The 18,130-nt window shown below is 44.2% G+C and carries 16 protein-coding genes; 3 read left to right on the top strand and 13 right to left on the bottom strand.

Features of this window, described 5'->3' with window-relative positions; all coding sequences use genetic code 11:
• Positions 1-59: 59 nt before the first annotated feature.
• The 5 genes from ACY8D0_RS24525 to ACY8D0_RS24505 all read right to left on the bottom strand — a co-directional run bounded on the left by ACY8D0_RS24525 (position 60) and on the right by ACY8D0_RS24505 (position 4,620).
• Positions 60-593 (bottom strand): methylated-DNA--[protein]-cysteine S-methyltransferase, encoded by a 534-nt coding sequence (locus tag ACY8D0_RS24525; protein ID WP_462413063.1) that lies wholly within the window; start codon positions 591-593, stop codon positions 60-62.
• Positions 594-1,300: 707 nt separating this feature from the next.
• Positions 1,301-2,047, bottom strand: coding sequence for an amino acid ABC transporter ATP-binding protein (locus ACY8D0_RS24520; RefSeq protein ID WP_462413062.1), 747 nt, complete (start codon positions 2,045-2,047; stop codon positions 1,301-1,303).
• Positions 2,048-2,062: 15 nt separating this feature from the next.
• Complete coding sequence (locus ACY8D0_RS24515) at positions 2,063-2,722, bottom strand: amino acid ABC transporter permease (protein WP_462413061.1); 660 nt, start codon at positions 2,720-2,722, stop codon at positions 2,063-2,065.
• 63 nt (positions 2,723-2,785) lie between these two features.
• On the bottom strand, positions 2,786-3,568 hold the full coding sequence (locus tag ACY8D0_RS24510) for an amino acid ABC transporter substrate-binding protein (RefSeq protein ID WP_462413060.1): 783 nt from the start codon (positions 3,566-3,568) through the stop codon (positions 2,786-2,788).
• A gap of 269 nt (positions 3,569-3,837) precedes the next feature.
• Complete coding sequence (locus ACY8D0_RS24505; RefSeq protein ID WP_462413059.1) at positions 3,838-4,620, bottom strand: sugar phosphate isomerase/epimerase family protein; 783 nt, start codon at positions 4,618-4,620, stop codon at positions 3,838-3,840.
• Positions 4,621-4,847: 227 nt separating this feature from the next.
• Between ACY8D0_RS24505 and ACY8D0_RS24500 the strand changes: the two genes are divergently transcribed.
• Positions 4,848-5,882 (top strand): UvrB/UvrC motif-containing protein, encoded by a 1,035-nt coding sequence (locus ACY8D0_RS24500; protein ID WP_462413058.1) that lies wholly within the window; start codon positions 4,848-4,850, stop codon positions 5,880-5,882.
• Positions 5,883-5,903: 21 nt separating this feature from the next.
• Here the strand turns inward: ACY8D0_RS24500 and ACY8D0_RS24495 are convergent, their stop codons facing one another.
• Positions 5,904-6,368: an SRPBCC family protein gene (locus ACY8D0_RS24495; protein ID WP_462413057.1), complete on the bottom strand. Its 465-nt coding sequence runs from the start codon at positions 6,366-6,368 to the stop codon at positions 5,904-5,906.
• Positions 6,369-6,636: 268 nt separating this feature from the next.
• On the opposite strand from ACY8D0_RS24495, the gene ACY8D0_RS24490 reads away from it, so the two are divergent.
• On the top strand, positions 6,637-7,113 hold the full coding sequence (locus tag ACY8D0_RS24490; RefSeq protein WP_462413056.1) for a glutathione peroxidase: 477 nt from the start codon (positions 6,637-6,639) through the stop codon (positions 7,111-7,113).
• A gap of 50 nt (positions 7,114-7,163) precedes the next feature.
• Here the strand turns inward: ACY8D0_RS24490 and ACY8D0_RS24485 are convergent, their stop codons facing one another.
• The 7 genes from ACY8D0_RS24485 to ACY8D0_RS24455 all read right to left on the bottom strand — a co-directional run bounded on the left by ACY8D0_RS24485 (position 7,164) and on the right by ACY8D0_RS24455 (position 16,720).
• The gene (locus tag ACY8D0_RS24485; protein WP_462413055.1) at positions 7,164-9,368 is read right to left on the bottom strand and encodes a right-handed parallel beta-helix repeat-containing protein; all 2,205 of its coding nucleotides are present in this window, start codon (positions 9,366-9,368) and stop codon (positions 7,164-7,166) included.
• 98 nt (positions 9,369-9,466) lie between these two features.
• Positions 9,467-11,149 (bottom strand): pectinesterase family protein, encoded by a 1,683-nt coding sequence (locus ACY8D0_RS24480; RefSeq protein WP_462413054.1) that lies wholly within the window; start codon positions 11,147-11,149, stop codon positions 9,467-9,469.
• 11 nt (positions 11,150-11,160) lie between these two features.
• The gene (locus ACY8D0_RS24475) at positions 11,161-12,066 is read right to left on the bottom strand and encodes a dienelactone hydrolase family protein (RefSeq protein WP_462413053.1); all 906 of its coding nucleotides are present in this window, start codon (positions 12,064-12,066) and stop codon (positions 11,161-11,163) included.
• A 24-nt stretch (positions 12,067-12,090) separates the two neighbouring features.
• Positions 12,091-13,449: a glycoside hydrolase family 28 protein gene (locus ACY8D0_RS24470; protein ID WP_462413052.1), complete on the bottom strand. Its 1,359-nt coding sequence runs from the start codon at positions 13,447-13,449 to the stop codon at positions 12,091-12,093.
• A gap of 121 nt (positions 13,450-13,570) precedes the next feature.
• Positions 13,571-15,103 (bottom strand): extracellular solute-binding protein, encoded by a 1,533-nt coding sequence (locus tag ACY8D0_RS24465; protein WP_462413051.1) that lies wholly within the window; start codon positions 15,101-15,103, stop codon positions 13,571-13,573.
• A gap of 69 nt (positions 15,104-15,172) precedes the next feature.
• A complete protein-coding gene (locus ACY8D0_RS24460) occupies positions 15,173-15,826 on the bottom strand; it encodes a YesL family protein (RefSeq protein ID WP_462413050.1) in 654 nt (217 codons plus the stop codon).
• Between the two features lie 36 nt (positions 15,827-15,862).
• On the bottom strand, positions 15,863-16,720 hold the full coding sequence (locus tag ACY8D0_RS24455; protein WP_462413170.1) for an ABC transporter permease: 858 nt from the start codon (positions 16,718-16,720) through the stop codon (positions 15,863-15,865).
• Between the two features lie 462 nt (positions 16,721-17,182).
• Between ACY8D0_RS24455 and ACY8D0_RS24450 the strand changes: the two genes are divergently transcribed.
• Entirely contained in the window at positions 17,183-18,052 is an 870-nt protein-coding gene (locus tag ACY8D0_RS24450) for a carbohydrate ABC transporter permease (RefSeq protein ID WP_462413049.1), read from the top strand.
• Positions 18,053-18,130 lie beyond the last annotated feature (78 nt).

Below are 18,130 nucleotides of genomic sequence, written 5' to 3'. Positions count from 1 at the left end.
GTTATAAAAAATAGCACCCGTTATATGGAGTGCTTTTTGGTGCTCTTTTTATGGACGGATTATTGCTTTACTATGCTGCCAATCTTCTCTAATTCCAAAAGCCGGTTCTTCATCTCCAAGCCGCCGCGGTACCCGGTTAGGGCGCCATTTTTTCCAATTACACGATGGCAGGGCACGGTTATTAACACGGGGTTGGCACCTATGGCGGCGCCGACGGCACGAACTGCTGCGGGTTTGTTAATGGCATGGGCGATATCCGAATAGGTGACCGTTTTACCGTAGGGAATGTTACAAAGAGCCTGCCAGACGTTTTGTTGAAACTCTGTGCCATGATGGTCAGTTGGTAAGGTAAAACTCGTTCTTCTTCCATCGAGGTATTCAATCAGCTCTTCGCTGTAGGGGTTTAGCTTTGGCTCGTCTTGGGTGAGTGGGCTGCCGGGAAAATGTTTGTGGGCCCATTCAGCCAATTCCTCAAATGGCATATTCTGTGAGCCAACGTAGCAAAGGCCAGTATCTGTGGAAGCAAGATACATATTCCAATCCTTGTGGTGGAGAAGGGACCAATAGATTGTAGGTTTGTTATTTGGTTTCATCGGATTTACCTCCCATCTTTACTGTTTTTCTAGTCACAGGAAAGCTGCTAACTCTTCCTTTATTATATCCTATTAGCCTTCTTGAACGAGCTTCTATTTTCCTTAACCTATGATTTTTGGCTGACTCGGGCATTAGGGGCCGTTCTATTTACCCTCGGGCGCATTTTAGGGCTTGCTCGGGTATTAAGGAGCCGCCCTATTTACCCTCACACAGTTTTTGGGACCGGCTCGGGCGTTAGAAAAACACTCTATTTATTTTTATTGCTCTATTAAATATGGCTGTTGATTTCCGCTCCAGTCACTCAGCGAACCCGCGGGCGTGCCGGGGAGCCTTCTCGGCGCTGGAAGCGCCTGCGGGATCTCTCCAGCCCCTCACTCCCGCAGGAGTCGAGTGCCTTCCGCTCCAATCAACAGAGTTAAGAAAAACAACAATATCGTTTAACAAAGCCATTTTTATTAAAAAGTCCATACATGCCATTGGTATTTCCTTCCGCCCCTACGTGACCGAAACGCCATCCTTCCTTCGTTTTCGGTCGCGTATATTCCTTCTACGTTACCCAGACTCAACTTATTTCGATTTCTCGGTCACGTAGACCCTTTATACGTGACCCTCAGCTCTCCTTTTCCTGCTTCACGGTCACATAGAACAATGAGCATAAAAAAATAGGGCCCTTCCACTGGCAGGCCCCATTCAGCTAACAAGACGATTATTTTAAACTACGATTCAAGAATGCCTTTGTGCGGTCATGTTGCGGGTTCGTCAGCACATCGGCCGGATGGCCGGATTCAATGATTTCCCCGTTATCCATAAAGATGACTCGGTTTGCCACTTCCTTGGCAAAGCCCATCTCATGGGTAACGACAATCATCGTCATATGTTCCTCTGCCAGGCCCTTCATTACCTCTAACACCTCTCCAGTCAATTCTGGGTCCAGTGCAGAAGTGGGCTCATCAAACAACATAATATCCGGATTCATCATCAGCGCCCTGGCAATGGCCACTCGCTGCTTTTGACCGCCAGACAAATTCGCTGGATACGCTCCCGCCCGGTCTGTCAGGCCGATTTTCCCAAGAAGTTCGGTGCTGCGCTTACTAATTTCAGCCGCCGATTCCTTCTTCACCAGCTTAGGTGCTAGTTCCAGATTCTCTTTCACCGTCAAATGCGGGAACAGATTAAAATGCTGGAATACCATGCCCATCTTCGAGGTAATCCCCTTGATTTCCTGCGGCTTCGCGTACGATCCATCCTTCACAAGATATTCATCGCCAACCCGGATGCTTCCGCCGTCAATTTTTTCAAGATGGACCAGACTGCGGAGCATCGTGCTTTTCCCCGAACCGGAGGGGCCAATCACAGCGACAACATCATTTTTATTCACATCAAAGGTAATCTGTTTTAACACGTCCAGATTGCCATAAGACTTTTTCAGATTCGTTACTTCCATAATGGCCATGCTAGGACCCCCTCCTTATTCAAACGTAAATCTCCGTTCAATCCATTTAAAGAACATGGTAAGTATAAGTGTCATCAATAGATAAATGACACCCGCCACGACAAACGGGAAAATGGTAAAGTCACGGTTTACCGCAGTCTCCGCAAAGTGCAGTAATTCCGGTACTGCTACTGCATATAGCAGGGCCGTGTCCTTGACCAATGTCACCGATTCGTTGGCAACGGCCGGAAGAGCAATCCTGAACATTTGCGGCAGAATAATTCGGGTCGTCATCTGCCACCTGTTAAACCCAAGAACCTGTGCGGCCTCATATTGACCTTTATCAATCGCCAGCAACCCGCCGCGGAATATTTCCGCAAAATAAGCGGCATAGTTTAGCACAAACCCTAAACAAGCAGCCACAAACCGGTCCAAAACTAAGTACTCCCCAATTCCTGGGATCATCGGCAATCCAAAACAGATAAATAATAGCTGAAGCAATAGCGGCGTGCCGCGCAAAACATAGATATAGGTTTGTGCCAGCCAGGAAAGCGGCTTGAACCTGCTCTGCACTGCCAATGTCAGCAAAAAGCCCAGCGGGATCGAGACAATAATGCTGATAAAGAATAGCAAAATCGTCATTTTGGCCCCTTCGAGCATGGGCATTAGGATGGATACAAAATAATCAAACGACATAGAAGAAATCCTCCAAAAACAAAACAGAATTCCCTTTGGAAATCCTGTTTTGCATTATAATCATTATTTTAACACTTTGTCTTCTCCAAACCATTTAGTTGAAATGTCTGCGGCCGTGCCCTCTTCATTCATTTCATCCAATGCTTTTTGAAGCTTGTTCAATAACTCTTCGTTTCCTTTTTTCACACCAACCCCATATTCTTCAGGGGCAAGTGATTCATCAAGGACTTTAAAGGCATCTTTTTCTTTTGTCATATAATAATCAATAACGACTTCGTCAATAACCACAGCATCCAAGCGTCCGCTCTTTAAGTCGTTCAAGGCCATCACGTTGTCGCCGAACTCGGTTACTTCTTTAACCTTGGATTTAATCGGATTGGCATTCAATGCATCGGCAGCAGAAGATTGTGATTGAAGTCCGACCACTTTGCCTTGCAAGTCTGCCAATTTGGTGATGTCCGAATCTTTTTTAGTCACCACTACTTGTGCATTTTTTAGATATGGTTTTGTGAAAAGAACTTTCTTTTTCCGTTCATCAGTAATAGTATAACCATTCCAAATCAGGTCAATCCGGCCGCTGCTTAGTTCAGATTCTTTGGTTTTCCAGTCGATTGGCTGGATTTTTATATCCATGCCCATCTTTTTAGCCGCTGCTTTGGCAAGGTCAATATCGAAACCAACGATTTTGTTGTTTTCATCGCGGAATCCCATTGGTGCGAATGCATCGTCAATCCCAACCACCAAGGTATCGTCCTTTGCCTTTGTCCCTGTCGTGCTGCCCGAACATGCAGTAAGGAGCATAAATACCGAGGCGATTGCTAGAATCGTAACTGCTAAACGTTTCATATAAAAAACCACCCTTATTGTGTTTTAAATTCGCTTTAGTACGTTACCATATTATCATGCTACTACATTATAACACTATAATATTTTAAAACACAATATCTTTCGTTGGATAAAAATGAAACATATTACTATCCTTATCGACCTTTTGCTGGATCCCAGATTCTTTAGTTGGGCCAAAACTGATTACATAACTTTTTATCTTCCCCATCTTTTTTTTTTCGGACAAATTTAAAGGCAACGGCCGATGCCATTGCCTTTTTTTAATAAAATTATTTTATTATATCCTGCAAATATTTGTGACTATCCACCATCTCGCCGGCATTATACCTGTCTTTCAGGACAACCTCATAAATATAAGGCCGGTTTATCAGATAAGGGATAATCGGTTTCCAATTAACACGCCCAGTCCCCAATGGCAGACCGTCATGCTTCAGTCCCTCACTGTCCACAACATGGAAATATTGAATATAGGAATCAAACTGTTGAATCTGATTGAACAATAAGTCATTATCACCCTTAAACGAGATGAACGCATGGCTGATATCGTAGGCCAACTGCAGATTTAACGGTTTAACGATGTCCTCGAACCAATTTGGATTTTGTGAGGTAAACACACCATTGATGGAGTTTTCCCATAAAAACACATCTTTACCGTAAGACAAAATCTTGTTTAATTCCTGGATGATTTCTGTTGTATTTTCCTTATTGATTGCACAGGTATTCGTTAATATGTAATGTGGATGAATCACACATTTAATGGAATGGGTTGAACAGATCTCCGCGAGGATTCTGGCAGACAGATGATAAAAAAGATAATCTTCTTCTCGCTCATGGTTGATATTAAGGTAGTTGCCATGGTATTTAGTGGGATGATGCAAAAAAACCTGTATTCCCCTTTTTATCAGCATAGAGATGGTATTTTCCAACTGCTGTCTTTTGGCTCCAAACAAATCATCCTCATTTAAGTGCAGTTCGATTATATCTGGGTTATATTTTAACCTGTCATTGAGCTGTTCCGGCTCCCACGAACATTTCAAACCTAGCTTCAGCACTGAAATCACCTCTTTCATAACATCTTATGTCCATGTTAAAATTTGGATTAGTTATTTCGCCTTCCATTATATATCAAAAATACCTCGGGGTCAGTCCCCCACTGCTTTAAAGCGCTGGGGGACAGGCCCCTTTCATGTTAGAATAATAGATATATTGAAATGGGGGATTGATGTTGATGCTAAAAGAAAAAGTCAAGCACCTTCCTTCGACTCCAGGGGTCTACCTTATGAAAGATGGTTATGGCAATGTTATTTATGTAGGGAAGGCCAAAAATCTCAAACGGCGGGTCCAGTCTTATTTTCAGAATTCCAGTTCGCATTCCAAAAAAACTATCAAACTGAAAAATAATATTGATGATATCGAAGTCAGATTAACTGATACGGAATTTGAAGCTTTTATTCTGGAGTGTGAATTAATTCAAAACATAAAACCTTTTTTTAATAGAAAAATGAAAAATCCGCAAGGCTATACTTATATCACCATACAAATGGACCACGAGTACCCTGAAATAAATGTGACGGCTGACCCCTCACCTAATGATCGTACATTGTGCTTTGGACCATTTATCAGTAAGAATACTATAGAGAAGGCCATCATTGGAATAAAGGAATTTTGCAGAATCCTGTGCACTCAGCCTTCTAAAAAGACTTCAACTTGCCTGAACTACTCCCTGGGATTGTGCATAGGAATGTGTGCTGGCGATGCCGCAGCAAAACAATACCGAGCTATTATAAATAATATCATTGGGTTATTAAATGGCACCGACCAGAGTCTGCTTAACCAAATGACGAATAAAATGAACGAGGCCTCTGCTAAGCTTGACTTCGAAACCGCCAGGAAGTATCGGGATGATCTGGATGCCATTCACTTCCTATTAAACAAAGAAAAGGTCATTGGCTTTATAGAAGAAAACAAAAATATCGCCATCCTTGAATATCTTGATGACGACCATTTTAAGCTTTTCCTTATAAGACGAAACAAAGTATTATTCAGTGCTAAGTATGCTATTTTGTCCTATGGATTCGAGGAGATGCTCGCTTCTATTAAAATGAATATGCTTAAGTATTTTACGACAATTAAAATTCAAGACAGCTCAAATCTGAGCAAAACCGAAATTGACACAGCTCAAATCATTTACAGCTACCTACAGAACGGCAGCTGCCGCTATACCATTATCCCAGACGAATGGGTGGAATCAAACAACATTGAACTGGAAAACGCCATTATACAATTTATCGGGGGCCTCCCTTTACCACGTTAATGCATTGGGGGACTGGCCCCATTACCTTCTCTTCATGTAATATAAGCTTCTTTTTATTTCTTTTTCGACGGTTTGGAAGAAGGTATCCAGGCCTTTATTGGAGCCCCCTCCTGTCAGGTGTTTGCCCGCCATGGAAAGTGCGCCGGTCAGCTTGCCTTCCATTTTGCAGGTCAGCCTGGTTGTTCCCGGTTCTTTTTCTTCGAGAAAGATATCGGCAATGGCGTCCACTTCCCCGAGGTTTCCTTTTCCTTTAACCAGCAGTCGGTAATACGATGGGGATGTCTCCGTTTGACGTTTTATTGCCAATCTAAACTCATCCTGGATAGGTCCCAATTTGACGTCGATGGCAGCATGATAAGTACCTTTAGACGTTTCAACAAACGACTTGCAATTGGGAATGGACTTCCTTAGAATCTCTTCATCCTTGATATACTTCCAAACAACCTTCCGAGGCAGACCAAACGTATAACCATACTCAAACTTCAAAACTTCCCCTCCAATAAACAGCAGTCTAGGGATTACCACACATCCCCCAATTTTATTCATATTCAACAGATGACAATTGGGGACTGTCCCCCAGCAGAGTAACGCTTTAACGGAGTGGGGGACAGGCCCCCACTAGAGTAACGCTTTAATGGGGCGGGGGACAGGCCCCCACTAGAGTAACGCTTTAACGGGGCGGGGGACAGGCCCCCACTTAGGTAAAGTGTGTTATAATACTCTTGAAATAATTGGAAATTGTGGAGGGGTTTTGATGACGACGGTTTATGATTTTACGGTGAAGCTGCCTGATGGGACTGATAAGTCGTTAAAGGATTATGAGGGGAAGGCTTTGTTGGTTGTGAATACGGCGAGCAAGTGCGGGTTTACGCCGCAGTTTAAGGGGCTGCAGGAGATGTATGAGAAATACCATGAGCAGGGCCTTGAGGTGCTTGGGTTTCCGTGCAGCCAGTTTCATAATCAGGAATTTGAAAATATTGAGGAGACCACGCAATTTTGCCAGTTGAATTACGGAGTCTCGTTTCCAATGTTTGCCAAAGTGGATGTTAATGGCGACAATGCTGACCCATTGTTTAAATTTTTAAAGGGAGAGAAAAAGGGGCTTCTTACTCAAAACATCAAGTGGAACTTCACCAAATTTCTCGTGGACCGCAGCGGCAATGTAGTAGAGCGGTTTGCACCGACGACAGAACCTGAAAAGATACAACCAGAAATACTCAAGGTATTATAAAGATGACAGGGACCGGCATCATCCAAGCCAGTCCCCGTTTTATCTCCTCTCTATTTTACCTTATCGGTCCCCCGGCTTAAAAAATCACCGATACTAATATTCCCAGCATCATCACGGTCAAATTGATCTGGAATGCCCAGGCTTGCAAACTCCTCTAAATGAACGATTTCCCCTAAACTGTTAACGGTCTTGCATCCGTCCCAGAAATAATTCGTTTCGTCAGCATCTCCGGTAATAAAATCTTTTAGAGTGCCTGCTTCCGTCCGGATGGAGAGGTTATGTTTAAACACCGATTGCTCATCCGGTGTAAAGTATGGACTAATCCTAAAAATGAAATTGCATCTCTTATTATTAAGAGCAATATTGTTCTCCAGCAAAAGTTTTCCGGGATTAAAATTATCCGTAAAGCCATCCAAGTTATTATTGAAGGCAATATTGCCGCGGACAATATGGTCTACCGGCAGGCCTTCCCCGCCCAGTTTAAAGCCGCTTCCGGAGTTTCCATCCTTCCGGTAACCATTGCTGAGCTTGCCATTGGAATAAGAGATATTTCCTTCCAATATGATGGGCATATTGGGTCCTTCATTGGCCCGGTTAAATAAATCCCAGCCGTCATCGATATTGTGGTGCGAAATATTCCCTCTGAAAATATTTCCGACCCCGACACCGAGTTTGGCAGCAAACCCATCGGCATTGTCGTCTGTGGCATCACGATTATCATGCGATTCACAGTTCAAGATTAAATTATGTTTTGGCCAATATTCAGAAGCCGAACCCACGCCGCTGAGGATAAATCCGGTATCGCCGTTATAGCTGAATTCCATCCCCTCAATCACATTTTGGTCTCCACTCACTCTCATCCCGCTCCTGGCCGCCTTCGTGACTTCCATTCCTTTTACATGCCAATAGTCAGCCTCTAAAAAAAGGACATTAGGGAGCCTTTCTTGCCCATCGATGACCACTTTGCTGTTCCCGTAGGCCATTAATGTTTTCAACTGTCCAGCAATGCCGCTATATTCCTTTGGAATTTTAATCGTGGCTGACGGAGTATACGTGCCTTCCAGCAGAAGAATCATCTCACCTGGAAGTACAAATTGAATCGCGGTTTCGAGATCAAGCGGTTCCTCTAATGTTGCTTTTCCATTTGAAGTCCCTTCTGGCGAAACGAACAGACCGGCACCATTCCGGAAAACCCTTTTTGTAACCACCAAATTTTTCGTTATCTGTGTTCCATTGTCTGCTGTAAAAACAACTTCAAATTCAGTGGTTTCCCGCTCCAGTACGGTACTTAAAGAGAAGGCTGCACTTTTCTCAACAAAAGCCCCCCTTGCCACTTCAACCCCATCTTTCAGCAAATCGATATTGCCCTGAACATTTGCCACAACTTTCACTTCATACTCTTCTGAACCCGACGTTGGTGCCGAAACAATTTCCATAACCGGCACAACTGGCTCCGATTCAGCAGCAGCGGGTGTTGGAACAGTACGGGCTTCGCTTAAAGTTACTTTGGTGTTCTCAACCGTCATTTTCGCATTTCTGGCAGCATAGAAACCAAGATACATATTTTCCGGGTCTAGTACCTGAACAGAATCAGCCCCCGCAACCCTATACTCAAAAGTCTTCTCCTCTTTTACATGAGTAAATGTGACCGACATGATAAATTCCGAATCGGTTCTCTCCAACCTTACCCTGAAGGGTGTCCCGCAAGGAACTTGGTAAGCCGGATCAACCGTAAAGGGCTCATCCACCAAAATGCTTCCCGTGTTTCCCCATGGATACATGACTCCTGTCCGGTACAGCGGGCAGACTCCGTGCCGCATCATCCCCACAGCAAACAGGTTGGAAGCTGCCGGAACTTCCTCATATCCGAAAATCATCGGATCCTGTCTCGGGGCACCGATGGCATCCCTTACCATAATCCCTGCACTTTCCTGCCGGTTCGGCCCGGCCCCATTCTCAGGGCCGAACTGTTCAATTGTTAAATCGGCCTCCAGTACAAAATTATGCAGTTGGGGATTTAACTTCGTATAATAGAAGGTCATTCCGTCATGACCAGGAGCCAGCTTGCCGCCCCGGCTTTCCAAAACAATTTTTCCGGCAATTGAACCGGGATACTCTGGTTCCGTGTAATTGACGCCTATTTTTTCAGGCAAAGCCTTCCCTGCGTAGTTTAAATCGGTCGACTGGCCGAACGTGATACTTTGCCATACTAACTCGGTTTCCTGACTTTCCATCCTGGTTTCCTGATTAGACATGGAGCAAAATCCTCTCATCATTATTTAAAGAAAAGCGGCGATAAATGGAAAATTCAGTGGGGAACGCCCTTCTCCACTGAATCAGCACTTGTTCAATTTTAACTTTTTAAAATAGGTCTGCTAATCTTTCTATCAATTAAATAATCACTTATTGGCAGCCCAAGCTCGTTCATCCCCTCAATCACCAACTCGGCTATCTTGGTCGCCCCGTAAGCACTAAAATGCGTGTCATCGACTTTCGGATCACGTTTTTCAGGCTCCAGTTCATACCAAGCGAAAAATTGCTTTGCGGCTTCAGCCCCAACCTGTTCATATAGCAGCTTGGATTTTTCAAACAAATCAATCAGCGGGACATCCTCTGCAGCTGCCAGCTGGCGCACAGCTTCGGGATAATCACCCACTGAGTTGATGACATTTCCGGCATCATCAAACGTGCGGCGATTCACCGAGGTTAACAGAATCGGGATCGCCCCCTTTTCCCTGGCCCCTGCAATATATTGAGATAAATACTTCTGGAAGGTCGTAAACGGGTCCGTGCCCCGCGATTCGTCCTCGACTTTCTGGTCATTATGGCCAAATTGGATGAACAAATAGTCGCCTGCTTCTATCTCATCGAGAATCTCGGCTAACCGGCCTTCCTTCATAAAGCTCATCGTGCTGCGCCCGCCGGCAGCCTTATTGATGAATTGCACCTCATCTGTAAAAAATGGCGAAATCTGCTGGCCCCAGCCTTTTTTAATTCCCTGTTCCGGTTTCACATTTTCGACGGTCGAATCCCCAGCCAAAAAGACGCGTAGCTGCTTTGTCTCGCGGCCTCCCAATGTCGGCCAGCCCTCCAAGGACCCAAAAATCTTTTCCAACGTGTATTCAGTCACTTGTTCTTCCGTTAAAATTTTGGCCCATGGTACCCGTTTGTCCATACAACCCCCTGGACCGCGGCTGTTATACTCCGCGTAAAACGTCGTTTGTTCCGCGTTTGGCTTATCCCAATTATGCCAGCCTTCTTGTTTAATATGATCGCCCATCCATGTATTGATAAACACCGTTTTTGCGTAATCCCGCCATGGCCGGCCTAGATAAACGGTTTGCTCCGCCGCTTTGCTCGATAACACGCAATTAAAAAACACGTAGCCATAATTTTGGCCAAGCGGTGTCGAAGAGGCTGTCACATAGCCATTGACATCCATCTTCCGGTCTAAACTATGAATCTCGCAATTCTCAAAAACCGTTGTGGCCGAGCCGAAAATAAAGTCCACGTCCCCTTCTAGGTAGCAGTTTTTAAAATAACTGCGACATGGCCGTTTTTCAACGCTATCCCGCGGCCCGCCAAACTTGTTTCCTTCGATTGGCTTTGGCGGAAGCGGCGCCGTAAACAATGTATCCTGATAGGCTAAAAACGAACAATCGTGGAACTCAACTTTGTCGGCATCAACATACATCGCTACCGCCTGGCCGACCACGCTGCCTTTGCCAGCATTGTTCTCGAATGTGATGTTCTTGGCCAAAAAGCCATCACCGGTCACAATGCAGGAATAGGAGCCAAACGTCCCCATTTTTTCGCCGTTGTCCAACAGCTTTAAAGCATAGTCATCAAAGGTAATTTTCACTTTATCCCGATGTGTCCCAATGAACGAAACATAAGGTTTATTAATTTCCAGCTTTTCTTTATACGAGCCATCCTTAATATAAATCACCACACGGGTGGTGTTGTCTTTGGGTATACTGTCAATGGCTTCCTGAATGCTTGTAAATTGTCCTGTTCCATCTTGCGCAACTAACATGATTCATCACCCTATAAGTTTTTTTCGAGAAAACGGCAAACTTCCGCTCTCATTCCGGCTGTTTCAATATGGCCGCAGTTATAGCGAACCATCTTCCAGCGCTCTGGTACGCCGGCTTCGGTATAAACTTTTGTCATTTCCTCATTGATGATCGTCAACCCGACAGAAGGCGTGAGCCGGTCGTCATTTCCGGCCAAACTTAAATGATGGCGCGGCACAATCAGACGCTGAATGTCAGAAGTACGAAAATATTTTAATAGTCCGGGAACATAGGAGTAAAAGCCATGCTGGTCCAAACCGCGGTTCGCCACCAATGTTTCGGCATCGACCATACCGGTAATATCGATACAAACCTTCACCCGTTCATCGAGCGCCGACAGCCACCAAGCCATCAGGCCGCCCATTGACATCCCCAAGGTAGCTGCCCTCGATAGATCCACATCTTCCCTTGATTCTAAATAGTCGAGAGCGCGGATGTTATCAAAAATCATCCGGCCCCACATAACCTGTCCTTTCCAAAGCAGATCTTTAAAGATTTCACTTTCCGCCTTGCCCCGTCTCTCCCCGAACCCCAGCATATCAATGCACAAAACCCCATACCCCATCGAGGTCAACTCCTCGGCATACGAAGTTGGCTGGAGATAGGCACTGCTTTGGATCAATTCCGTTTTCCCGACATGGTACTGGCCGCCGTGCGAATGGTTGAATAGCACGACCGGCAGCTTCCCCTCCACAGTTTTTGGACGGGCAAAATAGGCTGGTATTTTCTCATTTTCATAGAGTTCCAACAGCAAAGATTCCAGAATATAATTCCCTTTATCCACTTCGTTTACGGTTTCCGCACCGAGAAAATCGCGATTGGGCAAGTCGCCCAACAGCGAAAATAGTTGACGGCGTTTAGTTTCCTGTGATTCCATCCTATTTTTTCCCCTTACCTTCTATTATTGTGTAACTGTGACATTTTTAAATACCACCATCAGGTCATTCGTGAGCGCCTGTTTCGTACGGCAGCCTGTCACATCAATATCTTCCCCGTTTTCCACATAAAAGGCGGGACCTTCATGTCCAGATACCGTCACCTGATTAAACCGGATATCCCTGACATTGGAGCAGAAAAATCCGCACTGCTTCATCGGTTCAAGCTCTGCCATCATGGCCGGCATGCCAGGCTCCGCATTTTCGGCCATCGCCACGGATACTTGGTCAAACGTGATGTCCTCGACATACATTTCGGCCAATCCGTATAAAAATCCGGCAGCCGCACTGACTTCACGGGCGGTAATATTGGAAAAATGAATCCGTCTAAACGCAGGGGTTTCTTCGGTGATTGGGTAAGGATTCTTGTCCCAAACATATTTGTCCGTGCCGCGTGGCCCACAAAAATAGTAAAGGTTGGCGATAAACGGACAAATGACGCCTTTCATAACAATATTGTTGACTCGCACATCCTCAATGACCCCGCCGCGGCCACGGCGTGATTTTAACCGGATGCCGCGGTCAGTCCCCTCAAACACGCAGTTGCTAACCGTGACATTGCGGATATCACCGCTCATTTCACTGCCCAAAACCACGCCGCCATGGCCATGGATCATCGTACAGTTGGTGATTGTGATATTTTCACACGGAACCTTCTCCGTTGTATCCTCAGTACCCGCTTTGATCGCAATACAGTCATCGCCCACGTCAATATGGCAATCGGATATCCTGACGTTACGGCAGGACTCTGGGTCAATGCCATCCGTATTTGGTGAGTTGTCCGGGTTGAGGATACTGATATTGTGCACTGTGACATCTTCACAGCAAATCGGATTAACGGTCCAGCTTGGCGAGTTGACCATTTTGACGCCGGAAATCAATACACGGGTGCAGGTGTCGAAGCTGACAAGCTTTGGTCTTGGGTATTCATTTTCCTTGCGCCGGAAAATATCCCACCAAAATTGCCCGTTTCCATCTATAGTGCCGCGGCCGGTTACCGAGACATTTTCCGCATTTTCGGCATAGATGCAGGAGGCATAAACCTCTCTTTTTACACCTTCCCAGCGCGAAAGCACGACAGGATATTCGATTACATCGTTACTGAACAGCAGGGTGGAGCCTGCTTCCAAATGAAGATTGACATTACTTTTTAAAATAACGGCCCCCGTCAGGAAAGTGCCTGCCGGGACGAAAACGGTGCCGCCGCCAGCTTCCGAACAAGCATCAATGGCTTTAGAAATGGCCTGGGTATTTAAGGTTGTTCCATCACTAACGGCCCCAAAATCACGGATATTATAAATACTGGTTACTGCAGTTGGTTCCATTTGTTATCCTCCTGAAAACATCTACGAAAATCTTTATGATAAAGATAGCAGAACAGTCCTTCCTTTTTATTCCCAAGTTTCAAGAATGTAAAGGAAAGGACCGTCATTTATTTAGTGATTATTATTTATTGGCTTTTTTATAAGCTTCTTCGTATTCTTTCTTCATTTGGTCGCCGCCGGAATCTTTCCAGTTTTTAACCGCATCGTCGAAGCCTTTTTCATCAAGTTCACCCATGATGTACTTGATGGTGGCGTCGATGATGATTTTGTCCAGCTCAGTTCCGCGTTCCGTGCGGGTTTGTGACTCAAGTGGAACCGTAGGATCCATTTGGGAGAATTTATCATTCTCTGTAATCATGTCATTGACCAATTGTTTATCAGGGTCCGCATCTTTTAGTTTATACGTAATTTCACTTGGTCTAGAACCGGAGAAGCCTTGAACATCTTTCTGCCATAATGGGTTATCCAAAATTTTGTACGCGCCATTTGCATCGATGGTATAGTGGGTATCCTTAATACCGCCAGTCATTAGCATAAAGACATCTTCGTTCATTAAATCATTTGCAAATTGCAGCACGCGTTTTAATTCCGCTTCTGTTTTAACAGCTGATTTCGGGAATGCTAAAAGTCCGTTTACGCCGTTTCCTTCAGACCAAATCCGGTATTCTCCATCCGGACCGGCAATTTTATTTTGTGGAACAATTTCAATTTTATTATTGATGCCTTGAGCCATGTTTTTAAGCTGAGTAATACTGATTAAACCGGCATAAATACCTGCTTTGCCTTGAGCAAATTTTTGCAGCTGGTCATCTTTGGAAGTGACGGCAAAGTCTTTATCCAAGTAGCCATTTTTATAAAGCTTTTTGGAATAATCCATCGTTTCCTTATAGGCTTTCGTTTCGAATTCAGGGGTAAACTTGCCGTTCTTATCCACTGCCCAGCCGTTTGGTACACCAAAGTAGGAAGCAAGTGTTTTGAAGCTGCCGTATCTTAATTCATTCCTGTCACTCCAACCGAATGTATCATTTTTGCCATTTCCATCTGGGTCCTTTTCCGTAAACGCTTTCGCAACTTCGTAAAGTTCATCTAAGTTAGTCGGCACTTTCATGCCAAGATTATCAAGCCAGTCTTTCCGAATCAACACACCGCCACGGGCAAAGTCTTTTAGGAATGGAACGCCGTATAATTTACCTTCGATAGAAGCAGCTTCCCGGCGGTCTTGAGAAATCTTCTTCAAGTTTGGATAATCATCCAAGTATTTGCTTACATCCCAGAATACACCAGATTTTAGAGCTTGGCGGACCGAAGAGTTTGTCATTAAAGTCTGTGGTATAGAAATAATGTCATCCAATTCCCCAGAAGCAATGGCAGCGATCATCCGTTCATCCTTGGTAGCATCCGGTATCCAGTTGAACGTAATATTGGCATTTGTTGCTTCTTCAATTTTTTTCTCAACGGCATCTGTTGGAGCGGTTGCCACATAAAGAATTGGGCTCCAGCTGATGTCTGTTTTGGCATGCAAATCAACTTTTTCCGAGCTTGATTTTTTGGTGCTTGCTGCTTGGTCTTCTTTACCGCAAGCTCCCAATACGAGTGATGAGGCTAACAATGTGCCTGCTGCTAAGATTTTTCCATATTTTTTGATATTCGCCATTTTTACATCTCCTAATATATTTATTGTTTGGAAAAGCAATTTTTTGATCATTTGGCTAAAAGAAGGCGGTTAAGCCCCACCACCTCCTTCAAGGGGCTGCGTGCGATCCTTGGCAGCGATTGCCTCCGATTGCATTTCAATTCTCTTAAACACCTGGTTGGCCATCCACATGACGATGTAGGCGCCAATACTGACTCCAAAAAGGACCATCGTCACCGGCACAAACATCAGAAGAACAAAATACACCGCGGCAAGTGCGACAAATAACATCAACGTATACTGCAAATACGATACACCGAACAACAAGGAACACTTCAGTTTCAGCTTGAAGCCCTTCCAATCATAGTGAACCAATATCGGAAAAATGTAGCTGAGAGAGATAAGGTAAAGGATGCCGATGATAATCATGACACCTCTTAGAACCTGTGATTGGATATGCAGCAAATCTACATACAAAATGGTTCCGCCAGCGATGTACAGCAAACCGAACATGGCCGACTCTTTGAAACCTGTCCGATAAGATTCATAGAATGTCTGAAAAATTGGAACGTCCTGATTGCCCCTAATCCATTGCCTTATAACTGTAAACATCGCATAAGTAGAAGGTCCCACCCCCAAAATAATTAATCCCGTCAAGGTGAATAAGAGCCATAATAGTTGGACGTAAACCAGTTTGAGTATCACGATACATACATTGTTAAACCGTTCTCCAATTCTGCCCATAACCCTCTGGACCTCCTCTCATGTAAAAATAGTAGTTTAATATAATCCTTCCTCGCCAAATTTCTTGGCCAGTCGGTTCGAACCCATGACGAGTATTAAACCTACAATCCCCTTGAATAATCCAACGGCTGTACTAAAGCTTAACTGCCCGTTTTTCATACCGGCCGTATAGACATAGGTATCGAAAATTTCCATAAAATTGCGGTTGATGGAGTTAACTAACAGGTAAAGGTGTTCAAAGCCAAGATCCAATGTATGGCCGATTTTCAGAATTAACATAGTAATAATAACCGGGCGAATGGCAGGTAAGGTAACATGCCAGATTTGTCTTAATCGGCTTGCCCCATCCATTTTTGCCGCTTCATATAATCCTGGGTCAACGGCTGTTACGGCCGCTAGATAAATGATGGTGGACCATCCCATTTCCTTCCATATGACTTGGAGGATGTACACGATCCGGGACCAGGTGCCGTCTGTCAGGAACGGAATCTTTTCCCCACCCAAGGCCGCAATCACTGCATTGATGGCCCCGCCATCCTGGGCTAAAAATACATAACAGATGGAAACGATAATAACCCAGCTCATAAAGTGCGGAATATAAATAATTGTTTGAATCCCACTCTTAAAATATTTGTTTTTCACTTCATTTAACATCAACGCTAAAATAATCGGGATTGGAAAGAAAATGAATAAGTTTAATGCAAACAGCAAAAGCGTATTCCCGAGCAGCATAAAGAATGTAGGTTCTGTAAATAACCGCTCAAAGTGTTTTAACCCCACCCAAGGACTATTGGCAATTCCCAAGAACGGCTGATAGTCTTGAAAAGCAATGATGATGCCTCCCATTGGAAGGTATTTAAAGATGATAAAGTACAACAGACCAGGAATACTCATTATATACAGCCATTTATTCCTTACAATACCGGCAAGAGTTCTGGCCCTGGCCTTTTTTCTGATAGCGTTCTTATCAAGCCCTGGCAAAACACTTTGCTGATCTCCAGTTACAGCTGTGGACTCTCTCACCAAGAATTCCTCCTTTATTAAATTTTCTTCGTGCTTATGTTTTGAGTACATTTCAAAGGTATAAAAAATTCCGTATAACGTCTACAATCATTCGGTTAGATTGTCTGAAATCCAGCACCATGAATGCGCTTTCGTTCCTTTATCGTAAGAAATGATTATCTATTTTCATAAATGAGTATTTGCATATGGAGGTAATTATTGTATACGCTTACAAAATGATTATTGAGGGTGTTCCAATTTTTAGGTCGTGAGAAAATGATTATAGACGTACCATTTTTTCAGTTGCTATAGTGAAATCAAGAAATCATTAACTTAATACGGAGGGATTTTTAAATGCAAGACAAATCATTTGGGAATCGTATGTTTGACTTTGTTAACCATGCGATCTTATTGCTCATTGCGTTGGCCTGCCTGGTCCCCTTTCTAAATGTAATTGCAAGCTCATTTGCAACTACTGAAGAGGTGATCCAAAAGGATTTTATCTTGTTCCCGACTACTTTTTCGCTGGGGGCCTATAAATATATCTTGTCGACCCCGACGATTTTTAAAAGTATGGGCGTATCAATCGTGACCACGGTAGTTGGAACGTTCGTCAGCATGGTTTTAACAGCCTTTTTGGCCTATGCCCTATCGCGCAAATACTTATATGGAAGAGGTGCGATTAACTTTTTAATCGTATTTACCATGTTATTTAGCGGAGGTATGATTCCTACTTACTTAGTGGTTAAGAGCTTAGGCTTAATCAACTCCTACTGGTCCTTAATTCTTCCGGTTGCTGTCAATGCCTTTAACCTGATTATCATGAGAAACTTCTTTTCAGGCATTCCTGATAGTTTGGAAGAATCAGCGAAAGTGGATGGCTGTAACGACTTGAAGATTTTCTTCAAAATCATGCTGCCATTATCACTTCCTTCAATTGCAACCATTTCGCTGTTCTATGCGGTTGCTTATTGGAACCAATATACCAACGCGATTCTTTACCTGACCGATTCAAACAAGTGGCCAATCCAGGTGTTGCTCCGCCAGATTGTCATTGTTTCGAGCGGTATGCAGGCTGATTCCTCTGCAGTGGATGTGATACCGCCAGCGCAAACCGTCAAAATGGCCGTTATTACTGTGGCAACGATTCCGATGCTTATCGTTTATCCTTTCCTGCAAAAATACTTCGTACAGGGTGCCCTGGTGGGTTCTGTGAAGGCTTAATGCATATAAAACCGCAAGCGATTACAAAGAAACAGCAGCCGTTTGGCTGCTGTTTTTAATTAGTTGGCTGCAGGTATC

The organism is Neobacillus camarae (genome assembly GCF_054950115.1).
Note: the sequence above shows the minus strand (reverse complement) of the source record. Positions and strands in the feature narration are given on the sequence as shown.